The organism is Pseudomonas sp. UBA6276 (assembly GCF_002438365.1).
GTDB classification, from domain to species: Bacteria; Pseudomonadota; Gammaproteobacteria; order Pseudomonadales; family Pseudomonadaceae; genus Aquipseudomonas; species Aquipseudomonas coleopterorum.
The window spans coordinates 18094-36284 of the sequence record NZ_DJUS01000001.1 but is presented as its reverse complement, the minus strand read 5'-3'; the positions used below and the strand labels follow the sequence as shown (position 1 = coordinate 36284).

At 60.5% G+C, this 18191-nt stretch carries 25 protein-coding genes and 1 tRNA gene; 10 read left to right on the top strand and 16 right to left on the bottom strand.

Features of this window, described 5'->3' with window-relative positions:
- Positions 1-15 precede the first annotated feature (15 nt).
- Together B2V21_RS00225 and B2V21_RS00220 are read right to left on the bottom strand one after the other, a co-directional pair.
- Positions 16-273, bottom strand: a complete 258-nt coding sequence (locus tag B2V21_RS00225) for a hypothetical protein (protein ID WP_286915678.1) — start codon at positions 271-273, stop codon at positions 16-18.
- Positions 274-375: 102 nt separating this feature from the next.
- Complete coding sequence (locus B2V21_RS00220) at positions 376-564, bottom strand: hypothetical protein (protein ID WP_286915677.1); 189 nt, start codon at positions 562-564, stop codon at positions 376-378.
- Positions 565-682: 118 nt separating this feature from the next.
- Here B2V21_RS00220 and yejK point away from each other — a divergent pair, with 118 nt between their 5' ends.
- Positions 683-1690 (top strand): nucleoid-associated protein YejK, encoded by a 1008-nt coding sequence (gene yejK / locus B2V21_RS00215; protein ID WP_286915676.1) that lies wholly within the window; start codon positions 683-685, stop codon positions 1688-1690.
- A 58-nt stretch (positions 1691-1748) separates the two neighbouring features.
- Here yejK and B2V21_RS00210 read toward each other — a convergent pair whose 3' ends face one another.
- Complete coding sequence (locus tag B2V21_RS00210; RefSeq protein WP_286915675.1) at positions 1749-2030, bottom strand: hypothetical protein; 282 nt, start codon at positions 2028-2030, stop codon at positions 1749-1751.
- Positions 2031-2122: 92 nt separating this feature from the next.
- On the opposite strand from B2V21_RS00210, the gene B2V21_RS00205 reads away from it, so the two are divergent.
- On the top strand, positions 2123-2368 hold the full coding sequence (locus B2V21_RS00205) for a hypothetical protein (RefSeq protein ID WP_286915674.1): 246 nt from the start codon (positions 2123-2125) through the stop codon (positions 2366-2368).
- The gene (locus B2V21_RS00200) at positions 2365-3090 is read left to right on the top strand and encodes a hypothetical protein (RefSeq protein ID WP_286915673.1); all 726 of its coding nucleotides are present in this window, start codon (positions 2365-2367) and stop codon (positions 3088-3090) included. The genes B2V21_RS00205 and B2V21_RS00200 overlap by 4 nt, the downstream gene beginning before the upstream one ends.
- 55 nt (positions 3091-3145) lie before the next feature.
- Here B2V21_RS00200 and B2V21_RS00195 read toward each other — a convergent pair whose 3' ends face one another.
- Positions 3146-3544 (bottom strand): hypothetical protein, encoded by a 399-nt coding sequence (locus tag B2V21_RS00195; protein WP_286915672.1) that lies wholly within the window; start codon positions 3542-3544, stop codon positions 3146-3148.
- Between the two features lie 3 nt (positions 3545-3547).
- Positions 3548-3940, bottom strand: coding sequence for a hypothetical protein (locus B2V21_RS00190; RefSeq protein WP_286915671.1), 393 nt, complete (start codon positions 3938-3940; stop codon positions 3548-3550).
- A gap of 719 nt (positions 3941-4659) precedes the next feature.
- Here B2V21_RS00190 and B2V21_RS00185 point away from each other — a divergent pair.
- The 7 genes from B2V21_RS00185 (at position 4660) to B2V21_RS00155 (ending at position 7419) form a co-directional block, all read left to right on the top strand.
- Positions 4660-4977 carry a hypothetical protein gene (locus B2V21_RS00185; protein WP_376787107.1) on the top strand — a complete coding sequence of 106 codons (318 nt, stop codon included), beginning with the start codon at positions 4660-4662 and terminating at the stop codon, positions 4975-4977.
- Positions 4974-5723 (top strand): hypothetical protein, encoded by a 750-nt coding sequence (locus tag B2V21_RS00180; protein WP_286915670.1) that lies wholly within the window; start codon positions 4974-4976, stop codon positions 5721-5723. The genes B2V21_RS00185 and B2V21_RS00180 overlap by 4 nt, the downstream gene beginning before the upstream one ends.
- Entirely contained in the window at positions 5720-6133 is a 414-nt protein-coding gene (locus B2V21_RS00175; RefSeq protein ID WP_286915669.1) for a phage protein NinX family protein, read from the top strand. Before B2V21_RS00180 ends, B2V21_RS00175 begins: the two co-directional genes overlap by 4 nt.
- Positions 6130-6312, top strand: a complete 183-nt coding sequence (locus B2V21_RS00170) for a DUF1382 family protein (protein ID WP_286915668.1) — start codon at positions 6130-6132, stop codon at positions 6310-6312. Before B2V21_RS00175 ends, B2V21_RS00170 begins: the two co-directional genes overlap by 4 nt.
- Positions 6309-6533 carry a DUF4031 domain-containing protein gene (locus B2V21_RS00165; RefSeq protein WP_286915667.1) on the top strand — a complete coding sequence of 75 codons (225 nt, stop codon included), beginning with the start codon at positions 6309-6311 and terminating at the stop codon, positions 6531-6533. Before B2V21_RS00170 ends, B2V21_RS00165 begins: the two co-directional genes overlap by 4 nt.
- Positions 6534-6643: 110 nt before the next feature.
- Positions 6644-7138, top strand: a complete 495-nt coding sequence (locus tag B2V21_RS00160) for a hypothetical protein (protein ID WP_286915666.1) — start codon at positions 6644-6646, stop codon at positions 7136-7138.
- Positions 7139-7173: 35 nt separating this feature from the next.
- Positions 7174-7419 carry a helix-turn-helix transcriptional regulator gene (locus B2V21_RS00155; RefSeq protein ID WP_286915665.1) on the top strand — a complete coding sequence of 82 codons (246 nt, stop codon included), beginning with the start codon at positions 7174-7176 and terminating at the stop codon, positions 7417-7419.
- Here the strand turns inward: B2V21_RS00155 and B2V21_RS00150 are convergent.
- The 11 genes from B2V21_RS00150 to B2V21_RS00100 form a co-directional block, all read right to left on the bottom strand.
- The gene (locus tag B2V21_RS00150) at positions 7416-8393 is read right to left on the bottom strand and encodes a tyrosine-type recombinase/integrase (protein WP_286915664.1); all 978 of its coding nucleotides are present in this window, start codon (positions 8391-8393) and stop codon (positions 7416-7418) included. The genes B2V21_RS00155 and B2V21_RS00150 overlap by 4 nt on opposite strands.
- Positions 8394-8527: 134 nt before the next feature.
- Positions 8528-8601 (bottom strand) — tRNA-Cys (locus B2V21_RS00145).
- A 209-nt stretch (positions 8602-8810) separates the two neighbouring features.
- The gene (locus tag B2V21_RS00140) at positions 8811-10433 is read right to left on the bottom strand and encodes a gamma-glutamyltransferase family protein (RefSeq protein ID WP_286915663.1); all 1623 of its coding nucleotides are present in this window, start codon (positions 10431-10433) and stop codon (positions 8811-8813) included.
- Between the two features lie 10 nt (positions 10434-10443).
- Entirely contained in the window at positions 10444-11220 is a 777-nt protein-coding gene (locus tag B2V21_RS00135; RefSeq protein WP_056842287.1) for an ABC transporter permease, read from the bottom strand.
- Positions 11213-11971 (bottom strand): ABC transporter ATP-binding protein, encoded by a 759-nt coding sequence (locus B2V21_RS00130; protein WP_049859942.1) that lies wholly within the window; start codon positions 11969-11971, stop codon positions 11213-11215. The genes B2V21_RS00135 and B2V21_RS00130 overlap by 8 nt, the downstream gene beginning before the upstream one ends.
- Positions 11968-13275: an acyl-CoA thioesterase/bile acid-CoA:amino acid N-acyltransferase family protein gene (locus B2V21_RS00125; protein WP_286915662.1), complete on the bottom strand. Its 1308-nt coding sequence runs from the start codon at positions 13273-13275 to the stop codon at positions 11968-11970. Before B2V21_RS00125 ends, B2V21_RS00130 begins: the two co-directional genes overlap by 4 nt.
- Positions 13272-14333 (bottom strand): ABC transporter substrate-binding protein, encoded by a 1062-nt coding sequence (locus B2V21_RS00120; RefSeq protein WP_286915661.1) that lies wholly within the window; start codon positions 14331-14333, stop codon positions 13272-13274. Before B2V21_RS00120 ends, B2V21_RS00125 begins: the two co-directional genes overlap by 4 nt.
- Positions 14334-14363: 30 nt before the next feature.
- Positions 14364-15881: a class I adenylate-forming enzyme family protein gene (locus B2V21_RS00115; protein WP_049859939.1), complete on the bottom strand. Its 1518-nt coding sequence runs from the start codon at positions 15879-15881 to the stop codon at positions 14364-14366.
- Positions 15878-16666: a VOC family protein gene (locus B2V21_RS00110; RefSeq protein WP_049859938.1), complete on the bottom strand. Its 789-nt coding sequence runs from the start codon at positions 16664-16666 to the stop codon at positions 15878-15880. Before B2V21_RS00110 ends, B2V21_RS00115 begins: the two co-directional genes overlap by 4 nt.
- 3 nt (positions 16667-16669) lie before the next feature.
- Complete coding sequence (locus tag B2V21_RS00105; RefSeq protein WP_049859937.1) at positions 16670-17092, bottom strand: PaaI family thioesterase; 423 nt, start codon at positions 17090-17092, stop codon at positions 16670-16672.
- A gap of 68 nt (positions 17093-17160) precedes the next feature.
- Complete coding sequence (locus B2V21_RS00100) at positions 17161-18165, bottom strand: zinc-binding dehydrogenase (protein ID WP_177327953.1); 1005 nt, start codon at positions 18163-18165, stop codon at positions 17161-17163.
- Positions 18166-18191: the final 26 nt, after the last annotated feature.

Here is an 18191-nt window from a genome sequence, read left to right as displayed (position 1 = left end):
TTACTACTCCAGACTTTAGGGGTTGGCGTCGCCCTTTCTCATGGCGTACCAGTCCTTGGCTAACTTAGCGCCTTGCTCGTTCGCTGCTTCACGGCGAATAGGTCCCTTGATGCTCCCTATCTCCTCCACAATGTCACCCTGTCGAACTACGACTGTGACCCCACTCGCCACATGACCTGGCTCGTGGTCAATCCAGTCGCAATGAACATAGGCGGTCACACCTTGTTCGAGTTCAATCTCATGGCTGTAGTACCTGTCCTGCATCGTTGACATAGAAGCTCCTTGATCCGGCCGCACGCCGGTCACCATCTGTACTCCAAACCCACCTTTCTTTGCCACCCACCAAGATATCGTAAGACTGGACACGGCGTGAGGTCAGGCGTCGAGAATTTCGTCGGCTGCTTTCAGCACTGCCTCTATAGCAGCCTCGTTGGATTCCCAAGGCCCATAGATGACCTTGGTCTTCATACCAACAACCACATTGATGATGCGCAGCGGATCCGATTCACCAGATCCACTCGTCCAGTGAGCGAAGGCTCTGACTGTATGCCCTTTGTAGCTCAAGGGCTTTGCCTCATTCGTCCTTGTGTCCATGTCTGTGCCATCCAGACCAAAACACTCATTTTAACCAGTCTGCCTCCTTCCGGATACGGAGGGCGGCGCCTGCAATGGAGATACACCGATGCCTATCCGCCACATGATCATCCACCAGATCGACAAAAAGCCGGACGGTAGCCCGGCGATCCTTCACCTGGCTGACCAGGTGCTGCCAGAGTCGCAGACCTGCGAGACGCTGCTGCAGGATTTCAACAACTCCTACAATGCCAAGCAGGGAAAGGGATGGGGCCTCTTCCATCCAGAATCTGGTGCGTATCCACTCTGCGGCATGTTGGCCCAGTGCCTGGCTGGCCGCCAAACCTTCGTCGACTTCTCCCGCGAGGCGACTGAGCACCTTTGCGAACTGCTCGAAGAGTCGAATCTCACTACTGGCGGCCATGTGCTGTTCGCTCAGTACCAGCAGGGCATCACCGACTACCTGACCATCGCGGTGCTGCAGCAGGTCGAAACCGTCTCCGTGGATGATCAGCTGCGCATAATCAGCACCCGTAGCCTAGACGCTGGGACCGTCACCCTGGCCGCTCGGATCAACCTGAGCGAATGGCAGAGCAACGCCAAGTCCCGGCAGTACATCTCGTTCATCAAGGGCAACGGAGGCAAGAAAGTCTTCGGCTACTTCCGCGACTTCATCGGCTGCCAAGAAAGTATCGACGGCCCAGGCGAGACGCGTACCCTGCTCAAGGCGTTCAGCGACTTCATCTCGGCCGAGGAGGTGCCGGAAGAGTCGGCGCGGGAAAAGACCATGACTCTGGTCGACTACGCCGCTGCCCAGACAAAGTTGGGCGAGTCGGTCAGCCTGGACGAGCTGTCCGGGCTGATCGACGAGGACCGCCCCACGGCTTTCGCCGACCACATCCGCAACAAGGACTACGGGCTGTCTGCTGAGATCCCCGCCGACAAGCGCACGCTCAACCAGTTTCGGCGTTTCACCGGCCGCGCCGAAGGGCTGTCGATCAGCTTCGAAGCTCACTTGCTGGGCTCGAAAATTGAATTCGACCAAGAAGGTGGATCGCTGACCATCCGCGGGCTTCCTACCCAGCTGACTGATCAGCTGAAGCGCGCAGCAGGCTAACACCCCTCCCTTCACCTATCACGCTGAACGCCTCGGCAGTCACCGAAAAAGTGAAGCGCTAGGATCGACGCAAGACATAAAGCTTTTTTGGGCCTTCTGAATCTCGCTTGTTTGGGTCTTCCTCTTCAAAGACTTCCCAGTCATCGCCATTTTGAACCAAGTAACCTGCCGTCAATCCTGAGGCAGAAAGCAACTGCAAATCTCGAATGTAGTACTTAACGGCTCCTTGGTCGTTACGAACCGCGCCTGTTTCGTCAGTTGTCCCGAGGAGCTGACCATCTTTGCCGTAGTAGGAAGGCTGCCGCAGTTGATAGCTGAAGCTCAATAAATCGATAGCCATATTTTTCTTCTCCGTATCCGAGCAAAGCTCTTAATACCCCATTGCAACGAACTATGCCACCTGCGTATGGCGGGCGGCTGTCTGGAGTATCCATGAACATCTATCGGCACACGTTCACAGCCACCTGCCCTTCGAACGGAGACACGATCATCTACAGGCTGGAAATTCGCTCTTTGGCTGTGATGATGGTCGAGCACATCCGGACCGCTACGGCGCTGATCAAATCCGGCTACCACGAGCGCATCGCTGATGACCTGGCGGAGCGGCTGGGTGGTGACCAAACCATCAAGGCTGTGCACCAAGGCATCGAGATCGAAACGGTGAGGCTGAGCGGATGATCCACTACCACGGTACCCCGATCGGGGGCACCCGGCAGGATGGGGCCAGGTTCCTTGCTGGTCGTCACGCACTGGTGCCCTTCCCGCGGCAAGACGACGTGGGGATAGTCGCTGAGGTGTGCCAATCGTTCGTGTTCGACAACGGTGCCTTCAGCATCTGGAACAAGGGCGGGACGCTCGACGTCGACGGCTATACCCGCTGGGTTGAGGACTGGCACCGCCACCCAGGCTTCGACTGGGCGTTGATCCCTGATGTGATCGACGGGGATGAGGTGGCGAACGATGCGTTGCTCGAAGCATGGCCCAAGGCGCTGCGCGGCGTGCCAGTGTGGCATCTGCACGAATCGCTCGAGCGCTTGCAACGGCTCGCCAGCGAGTGGCCGATGGTCGCATTCGGAAGTTCCGGCCAGTGGCGCTCGCCGGGTACAGCAGGATGGTGGAAACGGATGGCAGCGGCTATGGCGGCCATCTGTGACGACCAAGGCCGGCCTGCATGCCGACTGCACGGCCTGCGCATGCTCGATCCGGCTATCTTCCAGCACCTGCCATTCGCATCGGCCGACTCCACTAACGCAGCAGTGAACGGCGGCAGTATTAGCCGCTTCGGCATGTACACACCGTCCACTGCCGGCCAGCGTGCCTGCGTAATCGCCGACCGGATCGAGGCTTACAACAGCGCGCCGCTTTGGCAGAGTGACACACAAACAGAGCTCGCTTTTTAGGCTAAAGCGGGCAACCTACAAAACCAGGAGCCCAGTTTTAGCTCCCATTAGCTCGCTACTTATCTTTTTTGGCACTTGCCTCAACCGCCTTTCCTGCCCAATCAAGCATCTGGGTTGGCGCCATTGCACCCATTGAGGTGAGCATGAGAAGTACACCAACAATCACAACCCCTCCTGCCAACCACAAGCTTTTGTGCTGACTATGAGTAAGAATTCCGCACCACAGAAACCCCATTACCCCAATTAGGAAAAGGAAGTTCTTCCCAGCTGGGGAAATCCATGTGCAGAACGCGAGCGCTGCCATTGTAAACACCACAACCAGCGAAGGAAGAATATACCAAGCATTGCTCATCGGCTTCGCTGGCCGCTCAAAAAAATCTTTCGGGTCCATACCATGGTTCTCTAAGAACCCTTTGATCTCTTCAGCAGTCCCCTCTGCTTGCCCTAGCTTCATTACTTAACCCCTGAACTGGCGAGGAACGATTTTTTCTACGTCAGCTTTAGCCGCTTCCTCAGTCCATTCTCTAGGATTTCCGTCTTTTATTATGACTAACCCATTTTCCTCCATGATAATGTTCGTCCCCTTGAAGTTGAAACCATCAAGATTTCCACCAAATGCATTCTGCTTAACTTTGGACAGCGCCTTATTAACACTTGTTACTGCCATTTTGTAGGTATCGCGATTCCCTTCATGCTCACCAAGCTCAAATACAATTACAGCTCCACCATCGCGAGCGGGGCGAATAAGGCACTTTACTCCAAGCCCAGGACGTGTATAAGCAGATAAGAACTTCCTAAAGCTATTTATATAGCTTTGAACATTCTCACGCCTCACATGATCTTCTTTCACCGATGCACCTTCCTTTGCCTATTATTCTCAATCGGGGCCATATAGTACTCAACCTATAAATAATGTTGTAACCCCCAGTGCCGTATTTCTTATCGACTTACGAAGCGCCAAAGCCCACAGATCAAGGAAGAGTACACCCGTACTCAACCTCCAACCAGTAGTCCACCTGCCTCACAAAGGCATTTTGACACGTGTTGCGGGTGTCCCGCCCACGGAAACCACCGCTCCTGCTCCAAGAAGCGCCAGCAGCGGTATGCACAAGCGAGGAAACAATGAGCCTACTAGCCGCTCAATGCGTCATCGTGTGGCTCTGCCTACAACTTCCCCTCGGCATGATCATCGGCCGCTACATCGCGAGCGCCGACGTCATCGCCAAGTAACCCCTTCCCCTTCAATTCAAAGTCAGCCGCTGTAGCGGTGAGGACGAAGTCATGCCTGAAGAAAATGCACTGAAGCTCAATCGCGCCGCACGCGACGTGATCGCGGAGCGGCAGCGACAAGTGTCCGGCGAGGGCTACACGCTCTATCGCGATGATGGATACATCAAGGGCGAAATGGCCGATGCCGCCGCTGCCTACGCCACCTGCGCTGGGCAACCTAAGAGCCAGACAACCCTCTGGCCATGGGGCACCGGAACGTTCAAGCCCAGCGATGACCGCCGCAGGGGTCTGGTGAAAGCCGCAGCATTGCTCCTTGCTGAGATCGAGCGACTTGACCGACTGCCGCTGATCAAGCACTGGCCAGTCAAGCGCGACGAAAACGGATTTTTCCAGCACCCCGACTTGCCCGACTTTGACGAGGGCGATGGAGAACGCTGCAAAGCCTGGATCGCTGAGCAGGGCCTGCAGGTGGAAATGGTCAGCCTCGAATACCACAGCGACGAAGCGATATCCGAGCGCTACTTCGAAGCAGGCGACCCGGACTGCAGCTACTGGGAGCCAGATCGACCTGATGGGGATCACTGGTTCTGCCTGGCCATCCACGATACCGATGACGGCCCGGTGTGCTGGTGGGCTCGCCGAGTGGTGACGCCATGACCAAGCCAATCAAAGAACGTCCGGTCCTGTTCTCCGCGCCGATGGTGCGCGCCATCCTGGAAGGCAGGAAGACGGTCACGCGGCGCGAAGTGAAGAAGCAGGCCGCGCTGGATTGCTTGGCCGCCGGTTTCGAGCCTGCGTTTCTGGCGCTGCCCGGCAACTCTGACCTTTGCCCTTACGGCCGACAAGGCGACCGTCTATGGGTGCGCGAGACCTGGCAAGACGTTCATCCGATACAAGTTTCTGATGGCCGCTACTCGCAGACAGGGCGCGCCGGAATTCCAGGGCCACCCGGGGTCACCTACCAGACCATCTATCGTGCCGATGGCCCATATCCGAAGGTGTTCCATACCCACCACCATCCTTATCGCGGGCTGGAGCCGCATCCCGATCATGGCTTCAAAGCTCCAGCGGACAGCGGCTATACAGGTTGGACACCTAGCATCCACATGCCGCGCTGGGCCAGCCGCATCCTGCTTGAGATCACTGATGTGCGGGTCGAAAGGCTACGGGAAGGCGAAGGCGAGACGGCATTCGAAAGTCGATACATCGCTGAGGGGATCCACCGCATCCATCACGGCGATGGCGAGTATTACTACCACCCATTCAGCAGCGAGCCAGGTCCTGGAAACTGGATCGATCCATATGACGCCTGGCGAGAGCTATGGGTGGCGATAAACGGGGCCGAATCCTGGAACAACAATCCGTGGGTGTGGGTTGTTGAGTTCAAGCAGGTGATGCCATGACCGACTTGATCGTGGTGCACACCCCCACCCTGAACGGCGCCGCCCTTGACTGGGCGGTAGCCCAGGTCGAGGGCATCGAGGTCGCCATCGCCGCCCCCCACTACGGCACCGACTGGCGCGTCTACCGGACAGAGTCCGGCGGCAAGTACTCGCCGTCGACAGACTGGGCGGTTGGAGGGCTACTGATCGACAAGCATCAGCTCACCGTCAGCTCGCCACAGGCGCTTGTGCACCGTCACACGGGCTGGGAGCCGTCCGGCATTTGGTCGGCGTGCACTTGGACGAATGATGGCTACGGCGCCAGGTCCCACGGCTGGCATCAAACAAGCGCATTGATAGCCGCGTGCCGGGCGATCGTGCACAACAAGCTGGGCGACACCGTGCAGGTGCCCAAGGAGTTGATCCAATGAAGCGAGCCAATCCGGCAGACCTTCGCCGCGCCGTCGACGTGGCTCATACCTACGTCAAGGCCGGCATCCTGTTCGTGCCCATGCCAGCCCTGAACCAAACCGACCATGATGCTCTGGTCGCGCAGTCCGCCGAACGTTTGGAAAAGATGGCTCAACAAGCTGAACAGGTGTCGCCATGACCGTCTATGTCGACAACATGAACGCCCGCTTTGGCCGAATGAAGATGTGCCACATGCTTGCCGACTCGGACGAAGAGCTTCTCGCTATGGCCGACAAGATCGGCGTACAGCGTCGCTGGCACCAACACCCCGGCACTATCAAAAGCCACTTCGACATCTGCACCAGCAAGCGTGAAAAGGCCGTTGATTTAGGCGCCGTCCAGATCGACTACCCCCGGTGACGTGGCGAAAATCATGAAAGCCCGCCGCGCTGCGCTAGCCAAAACACAAGTCTGACCCCCTTCCCTCCCACCTATAGAGCCTGCCGGTAATCGGCGGGCGGAGTATTGCCATGTCCGCACTTGATCGATTCCACGAAGAAGCAAACGACGCGCTCGAGCGGATCGCCGCGCGCCTGCCGGCCGAGGCAGAAATCTGCCTGGCCATCTACATGCCCGGCAAACCTGATTCGGACATCGTCCTCAAAGGCCCTTCCACTTCGCTCGATGAGGTGGTCTCAACGCTACGGCGGCGCGTCCTGACCATCGACGGTGACAACGCCTACAAGCGCGATCTGCTCGACGCGGTTGTGGGCGCCTTGGCGGTGGGAGCTCAGAACCGCAATCCGCCTCCGCCAGGTCATTGGGGTCAGCGATTCTGGGACATTGGCCGTGAAGAGCGGGCGCTTACAGATGAACTGGTCGAAGCGTTGAAGCTCACTCGCGAAAACCTCCGAGCTTGCCAAGCCACCATCCACCTCTGTGGTGGCTTCGATCCGGCATATGTAAACGACGCCCAGGCGGCTATGAAGGTAGCCGATGCGGTGCTGGCGAAGACTTCCGAATAACCCCTTCTGCCGCCACGCGCGGAACGGAACATCCTATGGAACCAGAAATCATCCACATCCCCGAGCTGGCCAAGATGCTCGGGCGTACTGAGTCATCCATCCGCAGCGCGCGGCAGGCCGGTGCATCCTGGCTGCCGCCCTACTTCAAGCAGGGCAGCCGGATTTGCTGGCGGATCGACACCGTCCGGCGTTTTTTGAGGGAGTGCGAGGAAGGCCGGCATGTGCCGGTCCGGCCAGGACGGAAGCGCCAAACGCCCCCAACCCTGGCCAGCGTCAGTTAGCCGAGCTTATCGGCGAGAGCATCCGGGCAAAGGTGCGTGTAGCGCTTGAGCATGCTCAGTGTCTTGTGCCCGGTGATGGATGCCACCTCCATCATCGAAAGTCCCTTCTCGAATAGCCTGGAGGTCCCTTCATGGCGCAAATCATGGAAATGCAGGTCGTCGGCCTGGGCCGCGCGGCAGGCCTTGCCGAAATAGAGCGTCACCGAATGAGGCGCGAGGGAGAACACTTTGCCATCCAGTCGGGCAGGCAGCGACTCAAGCAGCGCTCGGGCGCGAACGGAAAGCGGCACCATCCTTCGCGAGCCATTCTTGGTGTCTTCGAGCAGCGCGTGCTTGCCACGTACGTGCTCGCGCCGGAGCATCAGCAGTTCGCTGCGCCGCATAGCAGTCTCGATCGCGAGCTCGATCACTGCGGGCATTTCAGCATGGATCTCTCCAGCGGCTTTGATGACCGCGGACAGCTCCGCCTTTGTTGGCCGGCGATCCCGCTCTCGGCTGCCCTTCGGCATGCGCAGTTTCGTCACAGGGTTGCTCAGTCCCTCTATCCCCCAGTCCTTGATCGCGACCGTGTAGAGATGGCTGATCAGGGCCAGCCCCAGGCGAACGGTGTTCGTGGAAGCGCCCTCTGCCAGCCGCGCATCGCGGTATGCAGCCAAATCGGATGAGCGAATCTCGGCCAGCGACTTGTTCCCGTACTTGCTCTCCGACCAAGTCTTGATCCTGGTCTTCTCCTGAACAGCACCTTTCTTGTGCACGGTCACTTCGCGCTGATAGCGGCCGAGCGCATCAGCAAGCGTGGTCGACTCGGCCTCACGGGTATCGACAAATCGCTTGCGCGACATATCACCTTCGATTTCGGCTGCCCAGCGCTGAGCATCCGCCTTCGTGTCGAACGAGGCAGAAAGCGCGGGATAGCCTTTTTTGCGGATCTTCGTCCGCCAGGTGCCGTTGGGGCGCTGTTCGATAGTAGCCATGTTGCGGATTTTGCAGGGACCCCGCGGGACATGCAAATGATCTGAGTGTCCCAGAATTGTCCCCAATGTCCCCGCCTACAAAATCCGCAGGCACAAAAAACCCCCGCAGCCCAATGGCTACGGGGGTTCAATGATGGAGGCCGAGGTCGGAATCGAACCGGCGTAGGCGGATTTGCAATCCGCAGCATAACCACTTTGCTACTCGGCCTCAGACGCGAAACAAACCGCTGCTTCGCGAAAACAAACTAGCGCAGGAGAGATACTTCAAACCTTGAGCTAACCTTTTGATTAACCTGGATTTTTCTCATTCCTGCCTCAGGAATGGACGCAATTCTGGACTGCTTTGGAAAGCTTGTCAACACGCAGTATAAAAAACTTCCGCCACGCGCCCTTCCCGTCCAACCTCGACACACAGTATCAGAATCCCACCGCATGTCCGTCGCGACGACTGTCGCTGGCGGCTACGTAGCCGTGATCGGCATCGTCGGAGAGTCGCCAGATGAACTGGCCGGAACCGAAGTCCATATAAGGATCCTCCACCGACTTGAGTGCATGCCCTCTGCCGGTCAAGCCGCTGACCGCCTCGGCGTTCATAGTGGATTCGAGGTCGACCGAGAAATCCCGGTTGACCTTCCAGCGCGGCGCGTCGCAGGCCGCTTGCGGCTGTTGCTGGTAATCCAGCATGCGCACCAGCGTTTGCACATGGCCTTGCGGCTGCATGTCCCCACCCATGAGACCAAAGCTCATTTGTGGGATACCGTCCTTGGTCAGGAACGCCGGAATGATGGTGTGGAAAGGTTTCTTTCCTGGAGCCACGACGTTGGCCGATGCAGGGTCGCTGGAAAATCCGGCACCGCGGTTCTGCAAGCTGATGCCGTAGCCTGGCACGACGATGCCGGAGCCAAATCCCATGTAGTTGGACTGGATGAACGAGACCATCATACCGCTCTCGTCGGCCGCTGTGAGGTAGACGGTACCGCCGGATTTGGGCATGCCGAAGCCAGGGTGACTGGCCTTGACCGGGTCGATCAACCGCGCACGATTGGCAAGGTAAGCAGGATCGAGCATCTGCTCAGGCGTCACCGCCATGCTGGCGGGGTCGGCGACGTAGCGATAGACATCGGCGAATGCGAGCTTCATGGCTTCTATCTGCAGATGCTGTGATTGCGCCGAATCAACCGGCAGGGCCGCCAGGTCGAAATGCTCGAGTATGCCCAAGGCGATCAAGGCCGCAATGCCTTGGCCGGCGGGTGGAATCTCATGAACCTCATGACCGCGGTAGCGTTGCGTGATTGGCTTGACCCATTCGGGCTGGTAACGGCGCAGGTCATCCAGCGCCAATCCTCCACCGGTTGCCTTAGCGTAGCCGGCAATGGCCTCGGCAATCTCGCCTTCGTAATAGGCTCGCCCGCCCTGCTGACCCAGCAGCCGAAGGGTACGGGCTGCCTCCTTGAAGATGAACTTCTCACCGGTAACAGGGGCGCGGCCGCCCGGCATGAAGGTGTCAGCGAACCCGGGCTGGTCATGCAGGGCTGGAATGGCCGCAGCCCATTTGTGTGCGACGATGGGGGCCAGGGTAATCCCTCGCTCGGCGATCTCGGCGGCCGGCTCCATTACATCGGCGAACGGCAGTTTGCCGAAGCGCTCGTGCAGCGCCGCCCAACCCGCCACTGCGCCGGGAACGGTCACCGCATCCCAGCCCCGAACCGGCCGCTTGACGTGCCCTTGGCCATCTTCGCCGTAGCGCTGGCGAAAGTACTCCAGATTCCATGCATGCGGCGCGGGGCCGGAGGCATCAAGCCCATGCACCTGCTGACCGTCCCAAACCAAGGCGAAGGCATCGCTGCCCAGGCCGTTGGAGACTGGCTCGACCACAGTCAGGGTAGCCGCCGTGGCGATGGCGGCATCGATGGCATTGCCACCTGCCAGCAGAATCCGCACCCCAGCCTGCGCCGCAATGGGATGGGAAGTCGACACGACATTGCGTGCGAACACGGGAATACGGGTGGTGGGGTAAGGGTTGTGCCAATTGAAAGTCATGGACGTATCTCTAGCGTTGAGTGTTTCGAGCCGCACCGGGCTCCCAGAAAATCACCCGCCGTTGCAGCCAGCGGATGAATTGCGCGCCGCACAGACCGATCAGCGCCAGCAGCACCACGCCGGAGAACATGGTCGCCAGGCTCATGCTCACCGAGCTCGAAGCGATCAGGTAACCCAGCCCGCGCTGCGCCGAGAGAAACTCGCCGACAACCGCACCAATGAGCGCCAGGGACACACCGATTTGCAGGCCTGCGAAGATTTCGCCAGCAGCCGAGGGCAACTTGACGTGCACCAGCAAGTACCAGCGCGAGGCAGAAAAAACCCGGCAAGCATCAAGCAATTCCGGAGGGGTGCGGCGAATGCCGTTGACCGTATTGACGAACAGGGGAAAGAAGCAGACCAGCGCGACCAGCACGACCTTGGACGCCATGCCGAAACCGAACCACACCAGGATGATGGGTCCCAGTGCAATCTTCGGCGTGGCTTGCAGACCGATCAACAGCGGATAGACGAAGCGCTCGAACGTTTGCGATTCGGCCAGCGAAGCACCAAGCACGATCGCCAAAACCCCGCCGATGAAATAGCCGCTGAGCATTTCCGCAAGCGTGGCGCCGATGTGAGGCCACAGGCTGCCGTCGGCGAAACCGCTGACCAGCGACTGGAATACTGCGCAGGGGCCTGGCAGTACATAGTCTGGTATGGCAAACACCGCCACGGCCAAGGACCACAACAGAATGACCCCAGCCAGGCTGATGAGCGGGTACAGCATGGCAGTGAGTCTATTCATGGGTGAAGTGCCTGCGCAGGTGTTGGCAAAGCGCCGTGAATTCAGGATCGGCTAGGGTTCCAAGGGTGCGCGGTCTGGCCAGGCAGATGGGTAATTGCTCGATGATCCGTCCGGGCCGCGGCGACATGACCAGGACCCTGTCGGCCAGGAATACGGCTTCCTGGATGCTGTGAGTTATGAAAAGCACCGACTTGCGGTGCTGACTCCAGATGCGCTGCAACTCCAGGGTCAATGACTCTCTGGACAGCGCGTCCAGCGCGGCGAAGGGTTCATCCATCAGCAACAGATCGGGATCGTGCAGCAACATCCGCGCGATCCCTACGCGCTGCTGCATGCCGCCGGACAACTCGAACGGGTAGTCCTTGGCGAAGGGTGCAAGCCCCACCAGTTCCAGCAGGGCCATGGCGCGTTCCCGCGCAGGCCCCGTCGGCAAGTCCAGGGTCCGTGCCGGCAACAGGACATTGTCCAGCACGGTCTTCCATGGCAACAGATTGGGTTTCTGGAACACCACGCCGGTGTGGCGTCCGGGGCCGGAGACTGTGTGCCCGGCGAGTTCTATACGCCCGCGTGAGGCCGACAGCAGACCGGCGGCCAGCTTGAGTATCGTCGACTTGCCGCACCCGGAGGGGCCCAGCAGGGCAACGAACTCACCAGGCTGTATGCTCAAATCGATGTCAGCCAGCGCTTCGATCGCACCGCGCCGAGTGGCGTAGGTAACCCCGACACCGTGCAACGCCAGAGCAGCGCTCATGGGCGTTCACCCTGCGCGCTCACGGCGCGATCGAGAAATGCCAGTACGACATCCCAACTGCGGCGGTTGGCCTGGGCATTGGCCAAGGCCGTACCGCCGCCGCTGATCACCACTCCGGCTACCGGATGACGCTTGGCAATCAGCGTAGTGGGCACGTAGGGAAAACCGATGGCGTGCCCGGCGCCTTCATTGCATAGGTGCTGAGCCGGCCACGGATGCCCCGCAGCGCTCAACGCTTCGACGATGCGCGTACAATACTCAGTCGATGGCCAGAAGCCATCGTCGCTACCCGAGATCAGTAACACCGGACCGTTGATGCGCTCCACGGGAATACGTGCGGCCGCCACGTTATCGGCGGCCTGCTCCACTGTGCTGAAAGCGGGCGCCTGACGAATAGGCACCCCAGGTATCGGCGGCTGGTCGAAAGCGGACCAGTCGGCATGGACGTTGTTCCGCCAGACGTTGGGCAGCGGCTGCCCCTGCCACGTCCAGGCATCGGCGTCGCGGGCTTGGCCCGGGCGTCCGGCGCGCAGGGTGCCGTGCACAACGGCACTGGGTACGTAGCCGATCACTGCCGATACCTGGTGTGCAAAGGTACTGGCCAACAACAACGCCAACTCACCCCCGCGCGAAAGGCCCGCCACGGCGATGAAATTATGACGAGGGGCGAGACTGCGCTGCGCCCACTCCAGTGCCGTTTGAAAGTACTCCAGCGGCGTATCAGAAATGTACTCCGGGCGCCCCGGTGCTTTGAAATAAGCGAGCGCTACGCCAATGTAGCCATGGGCGGCATACAGCGCAGCGCGCTGCTCCGGCGTGCCGCCACCCGAGCCATTCAAAACGATGACCACTGGAAACTGGCCGTTGCCAGCGGGGAGAAATACGGTGCCCGACAGGCCGGCGTCGACGATAGGTCGACGACTTACTCCGGGGGCCAGGAATCTTTGGCCGAAAGTCGCGCAGGCAAGGCCGCCGCGCTCGTCCTCGATCTCCACATCGATGTTCAGCGGTGCAACGCTCTCGCTCAGCGATGAGTCGAGCGGTTCGCGGATCTGGCGCATGGCCCATACGCAGGCCATGGCTTGCGGCACATCCCAGTCGCCCGCCACCGGCGATTGCGCGTCGAGGTCCAAGCGACCGTCATCGGCAATCCGAAAATCCGCCTGGCTGCGCCACTGACTGCCATCAGGGTGCGCCAGCGTGGCTGTAAGCCTGGCGATTCCGGGCGTTGCACCGCGCGCCGTTATGCGCCGCGGTTGGTCGATCAGGCCGTCAGCCGCATCGATGAACAGTTGCAGGCTCACTTGGCTCCCTCCGCACGCTGACGCAGCGCTGACTTGTCGAAATCATTGAACGAGGTCACGAACTCATTGGAGAAAATTTGCTCAACCGGCAGTTCGGCAGTAGGAAATTCGCCAGCGGCAGCCATGGCGCCAATCGCCGCGCGGATCACCTTCAGGTCGTACTGCCCAGGCGTCCGGGCGCTGCCGTCAGGCCGATAGAGGGTGCGCTGCAAGCGTCGGCTGAGTAGAGTCTTGGCCTCTTCAAGGCCTTTGCCATCGGCGTCGGCCGGTTTGCTTTCCGGATGCTGCCGCCAGAAAGCCTGCACGCAGAACGCCGGATTGACCTCGCAGACGAACTGCGCCTGGGTGTAGGCACGACCGAAGCGGCGGATCAGATCAGGGTTGTCTCTGAAGGTGTCCTGGTGGGCGATGAAGCCATTACCCGGATTTTCCTGAAAGACATCCGGGTAGGCGATCCGGCGAATCGCGGTACCTGAAAGCTCCAGCATGTCGTCCCAGCTACTGTTGAAGTTCAAGGCATCGACTTTTCTGCTGCGTAACGCCTGAAATCCCGCGCCCAACGCGCCCACGGCCACGAACTCGACGTTCTCTCCCGGTTTCAGGCCGGCGACCTTGAGCGCCGCGCGGCTGTTGGGCAGGGTTCCCCACGTCAGAGCGCCAACGCCGATCTGCTTGCCCTCCAAGTCAGCCAGGGTCTTGATCGGAGAATCGGCCAGTACGGCGTACTCCAAGGTCTGGCTGGGCACACCGTTGTAGAAGTAACGCACCGGCAGCGGGTCCTTGCCGTGGAAATAACTGGAGATGACCGGCTCCGCCACAGGAAAACCGAAGGTGACTCGTTTGCTGGCGACCTGCGGCAGCAAGGCACCGGCGCCCTGGAAGATCAGTACCTTGACGTCCAGCCCCTGGTCCTTGAACAGACCCAGCGCCTCGGCCGCTGCGTAAGGGGCGCCGTCATGCACGGCGGGCGGAATCGCCAGGGCAACGGTGACCTCGTCGAGAGCATAAGCTGGAGTGGCACACGCCAGGGTGAGCGGCAGTAGAGACGTGAGGCGCATATCGGATTCCTTGACCTGATGGGGATTGGGCTATTCGTCCGCTGCCTGAAGCCGCCGGTGGGCGTCCTGCAGCAAGGTGGTGCGGTCGATCTTGTTGGTTGTCGCCAACGGCAAGGCGTCGACGAACCAGATCCTGCGCGGGTGCTGGTAGGCCGGGGCATGCTCCAGCGTGAACGCTTTGATCTGCGCCTCGCTGGCGTCCGTCCCCTGGCGCAGCACCACGAAGGCCATGGGCTTGAAGCCCTTGATGTCGTCGACCACCGCGACCACGCAGGCCTGCTGGACCGCAGGATGGCGCTCCAGAAGCTTCTCCACTTCGCCGGGATAGATGTTCTCCCCCCCGCTGACGAACATGTCGTCGCGGCGCCCGACATAGGTATAGAAGCCGTTGCGGTCGCGCTGAAACACGTCACCCGTGCTGTAGAAGCCGTCGGCGTCGATGGGGGCTGGCAAGTCCGGACGCCGGTGATAACCGATCATCAAGCCGGGACTTTTCAGCTCCAGAACGCCCTCTTCGCCCAGGCGCCCGGCAGCATCGCGCAGGCGCAGCTGCACCTGTGGATGGGCGTGACCTACCGATAGCGCTGGACTGGGCAGCCCTTTGGGATGCTGGCCGAAAACCACCGGGCCACCCTCGGTAGTACCATAGGCATTGATGACCCGCGCATTGGGCAGCAGATGATGAATGCTGTGGAGCAAGCTGGCGCTGACCGGCGCCGAGCCCATTCGGATCACCCGTACCGAACTCAGATCGGCCTGGGCCAATTGCGCCTGTTCCTGCAGCATCATGGCGATCATTGGCGGCACTGCCGTCAGCCAGGTGCAGCGATAGCGCTGGATGGCATCGATGTAACCCACTGCGTTGAACTGCGCCATCAACACCGTGGTTGCTCCGCAGGCCAAGCTCAGCAACGCCAGCGCAAGCGCATTCATGTGGTACAGCGGCGCGGCGATGAGCGGGCGTTCCTGCCCCAAGGGCGTAGCTTGCAGTCGGGTCCGGACCACCCACAGTTGGGCAGCATGGCTGAGTACCACACCCTTGGGTTTGCCGGTGGAGCCGGAGGTATAGAGGATCAAGGCAGGCTCGTCTGCCCGGGGCTGGAAGCTTGCGAACGGACCCGCGTCGAGAAATGCGTCCAGCCCGCGCTCGCCGCCCCGGACCAATGACACTTGCGCCAAGTTCACAGGTACAAAAGACGCCCGTGGTTCATCGCAGAACACCAGACGAGCGCCGCTGTCGGCGATCACGTACTCGACCAGCGCCTGCGGAAAACGATGGTTGACCGGCACGGCGACCAGACCTGCGCGCAGGATGCCCAGCAGCACTGCGATAAATTCGACGGAGTTTGCGGCCAGCAACGCGATGCGCTCGCCTTGGGCATAGCCACGGGCGTGCAGGCCCCGAGCGACACCACTGGCCAACCGATCCAACTCATCGAAGCGATAGCAGGTCTCGCCCTGCTCGCCATCCAGCCCGATGAAGGCCGCCTGATCGGCAGGGCTGTGCGCACCGACGACGTCCCCCAGATTTCGAATGGTCAGCCTCATGCAATGAACTCGAGCAACAGGTCGAACGCCGGCACCGCAATGGTCACTCGGGCTGCCTCGACGCGATGGTCCAGGCCCAGGCGCGCTGCGTGCCGCGCGAGCAACAACGGATCGGCGCCGCGAAACGTGATTGCCGCGAAGCGTTCGGCGCGCGGCGTGAGGGCTTGGGCCAAGGCTGCAAAGCGCTCCGTAAGCGTGGCCTCATCGATGATGTCGAGCACGAAGCCTGAATCGAATGCACCCAGTTTGGCGTATTGTCGACGGGTCGCTTCCGGGTCCTGGCTGACCACAGTCAGGCCGGCCAGCACCGTGGCGCCATTGGCATGGCCCAGCCACTCGGGGCGCCAGACCAGTTCCGGCGTCTGGTGATGGCAGAAGTAGACGCGACCTGCCAGGAACTGCCCGGGCACCAGGCGTACAGTGCCGAAGCGCGCTTCTGCCGCCGCGCCATCGATCTCCACCGGCCTGGAAAAATACTGCACCGGCTGTACCCGAAACCCTCGGTCCAGCAACGCTGCGTGGGTAGCTTTCGGATCAGCCGTGGCGACCACTAGTCCATCAATGCCACGCGGGCTGTCGAGGACCTCCAGGCGCAGGGTATTGGTACCCAATGGCAGGCCGATGAGCTCTAGATAACCCTCGGTGAACATTACCAAGTGGTTGATCGAACCCAGCGAGTGATGCCCCTGCGGTGTCAGGGTAAACCCCAACTGCCTGAACAGCGTTGCAGCAGCCTCGGTATCGAAGCGGGTGTTGATGACCAGATGATCCACGGCGACGCTCATGCTTCAGGCCTTTGCCGCAGGCGTGGCGTACACACCCCGACCGCTGGCGACCAAGTGGCCTTGGGCGTCGAACACCTGAGCCTCGGCGACCGAGAACTGCTTGCCGAACTTGATCACCTTGCCGCTCGCCCGCAAGTTGCCTTTGGCGGCACGGTGGTAATCCACACGCAGGTCGATCGTGGGCACGCCCTTGCCGGTTTTGGATACCAGGGCCCAGTCGGCCGTCAAATCCACCAACGCTGCGAGAATGCCGCCATGGGTGTAGCCGCCTTCGACGTTGACGACCCACTCTTCACGCCATGTGGCACTCAACTCGATGCTGCCCTCACCGACTTCGAGCACTTGCAGGCCCAACCATTGGTGGTAGGGGCCTTTGAGCAAAAGGGACTGGATTTCAGCGGCAGTGGGCAGGGTGACTTCAGTCATGGATGTATTCCTTTCAAGTGGAGAATGAACTTGGGCTGCGACATGACTCGCCGCAGCCGACAGGGCGATCATGGTGTGATGACGACCTTGCCCAGAACTTCGCGGTCGCGGATCAGCGCCAGCCCCTCTGCGGCCTGTTCCAAGGGCAGGACGCGATCGATCAGCGGGTCGATCTTGCCGTCGGCAATCAGGTCGAGCAGCCCGACCAGGTTCTCTTCGTAGAAACTGTTCGAACCCTTGATGTTGAGCTCGAAGCTCCACACGTAGCGCAGGTCTTCCTTGGGGTCATGCCCGGCAGTGGCACCGCATACCAGCAAGGTCCCCCCACGCTTGATGCACTTTAGCGATGGCAGCCAGGTATCGCCGCCGGTGAAGTTGATCACCACATCAACGCCCCCTTCGTAGTTGCGCCGCTGCGGTTTGCCGTACTGGGCAATCGCCCACTTGGAGAAATCAGTGTCGCGATAATTGATGACATGATCGGCGCCCAGGGCTTTCAAGCGCTCGGCCTTGGCATCGCTGCCAGCGCAGGCGATCACTTGCGCACCCAGCAATTTCGCGAGAATCACACTGGCAGTGCCGACCCCGCCGCTGGCACCGAGGATCAGCACCCGATCACCCGCCTTGACCGTGTCATGCGTCACCAGCATGCGATGAGCCGTGCCGTAAGCCACCGGCAACGCAGCCGCTTGTTCGAAACTCACCGCATCGGGCAGACGAATGAGTTGGCGGGCATCGACCAGCGCGTACTCGGCCATGCCGCCGTCGACCATCTCGCCCATCAAACCCACGTCTGGCTTGAGCGGATTGACCAACACCCGCTCGCCTTCCTGCCAACCCGAGACCCCGTCGCCAATGGCGCTGATGGTGCCCGCCAGGTCCAGGCCGATCACTACCGGCAGCGGTACCTTGATGCCCGGCATACCCTTGACGGTAAAGACGTCGTGGTAGTTGAACGAGGAGGCGCCGACGCGGATCAACACGTGCCCGGCTGCGACGGCCGGGATCGGCTTGTCGGTGACGACGTGCAGCCGGTCGAGGTCGCCGTGTTCGTCGAGTACCAGGGCTTTCATGGTTGTGCTCACAGTCGTTGTCTCCA

Bases quoted from the DNA above. Each gene is read 5' to 3' on its own strand.
- B2V21_RS00225 (WP_286915678.1), bottom strand. From the start codon at position 273: ATGTCAACGATGCAGGACAGGTACTACAGCCATGAGATTGAACTCGAA.
- yejK (WP_286915676.1), top strand. From the start codon at position 683: ATGCCTATCCGCCACATGATCATCCACCAGATCGACAAAAAGCCGGAC.
- B2V21_RS00210 (WP_286915675.1), bottom strand. From the start codon at position 2,030: ATGGCTATCGATTTATTGAGCTTCAGCTATCAACTGCGGCAGCCTTCC.
- B2V21_RS00205 (WP_286915674.1), top strand. From the start codon at position 2,123: ATGAACATCTATCGGCACACGTTCACAGCCACCTGCCCTTCGAACGGA.
- B2V21_RS00200 (WP_286915673.1), top strand. From the start codon at position 2,365: ATGATCCACTACCACGGTACCCCGATCGGGGGCACCCGGCAGGATGGG.
- B2V21_RS00195 (WP_286915672.1), bottom strand. From the start codon at position 3,544: ATGAAGCTAGGGCAAGCAGAGGGGACTGCTGAAGAGATCAAAGGGTTC.
- B2V21_RS00180 (WP_286915670.1), top strand. From the start codon at position 4,974: ATGACCAAGCCAATCAAAGAACGTCCGGTCCTGTTCTCCGCGCCGATG.
- B2V21_RS00175 (WP_286915669.1), top strand. From the start codon at position 5,720: ATGACCGACTTGATCGTGGTGCACACCCCCACCCTGAACGGCGCCGCC.
- B2V21_RS00170 (WP_286915668.1), top strand. From the start codon at position 6,130: ATGAAGCGAGCCAATCCGGCAGACCTTCGCCGCGCCGTCGACGTGGCT.
- B2V21_RS00165 (WP_286915667.1), top strand. From the start codon at position 6,309: ATGACCGTCTATGTCGACAACATGAACGCCCGCTTTGGCCGAATGAAG.
- B2V21_RS00160 (WP_286915666.1), top strand. From the start codon at position 6,644: ATGTCCGCACTTGATCGATTCCACGAAGAAGCAAACGACGCGCTCGAG.
- B2V21_RS00155 (WP_286915665.1), top strand. From the start codon at position 7,174: ATGGAACCAGAAATCATCCACATCCCCGAGCTGGCCAAGATGCTCGGG.
- B2V21_RS00150 (WP_286915664.1), bottom strand. From the start codon at position 8,393: ATGGCTACTATCGAACAGCGCCCCAACGGCACCTGGCGGACGAAGATC.
- B2V21_RS00140 (WP_286915663.1), bottom strand. From the start codon at position 10,433: ATGACTTTCAATTGGCACAACCCTTACCCCACCACCCGTATTCCCGTG.
- B2V21_RS00135 (WP_056842287.1), bottom strand. From the start codon at position 11,220: ATGAATAGACTCACTGCCATGCTGTACCCGCTCATCAGCCTGGCTGGG.
- B2V21_RS00130 (WP_049859942.1), bottom strand. From the start codon at position 11,971: ATGAGCGCTGCTCTGGCGTTGCACGGTGTCGGGGTTACCTACGCCACT.
- B2V21_RS00120 (WP_286915661.1), bottom strand. From the start codon at position 14,333: ATGCGCCTCACGTCTCTACTGCCGCTCACCCTGGCGTGTGCCACTCCA.
- B2V21_RS00115 (WP_049859939.1), bottom strand. From the start codon at position 15,881: ATGAGGCTGACCATTCGAAATCTGGGGGACGTCGTCGGTGCGCACAGC.
- B2V21_RS00110 (WP_049859938.1), bottom strand. From the start codon at position 16,666: ATGAGCGTCGCCGTGGATCATCTGGTCATCAACACCCGCTTCGATACC.
- B2V21_RS00105 (WP_049859937.1), bottom strand. From the start codon at position 17,092: ATGACTGAAGTCACCCTGCCCACTGCCGCTGAAATCCAGTCCCTTTTG.
- B2V21_RS00100 (WP_177327953.1), bottom strand. From the start codon at position 18,165: ATGAAAGCCCTGGTACTCGACGAACACGGCGACCTCGACCGGCTGCAC.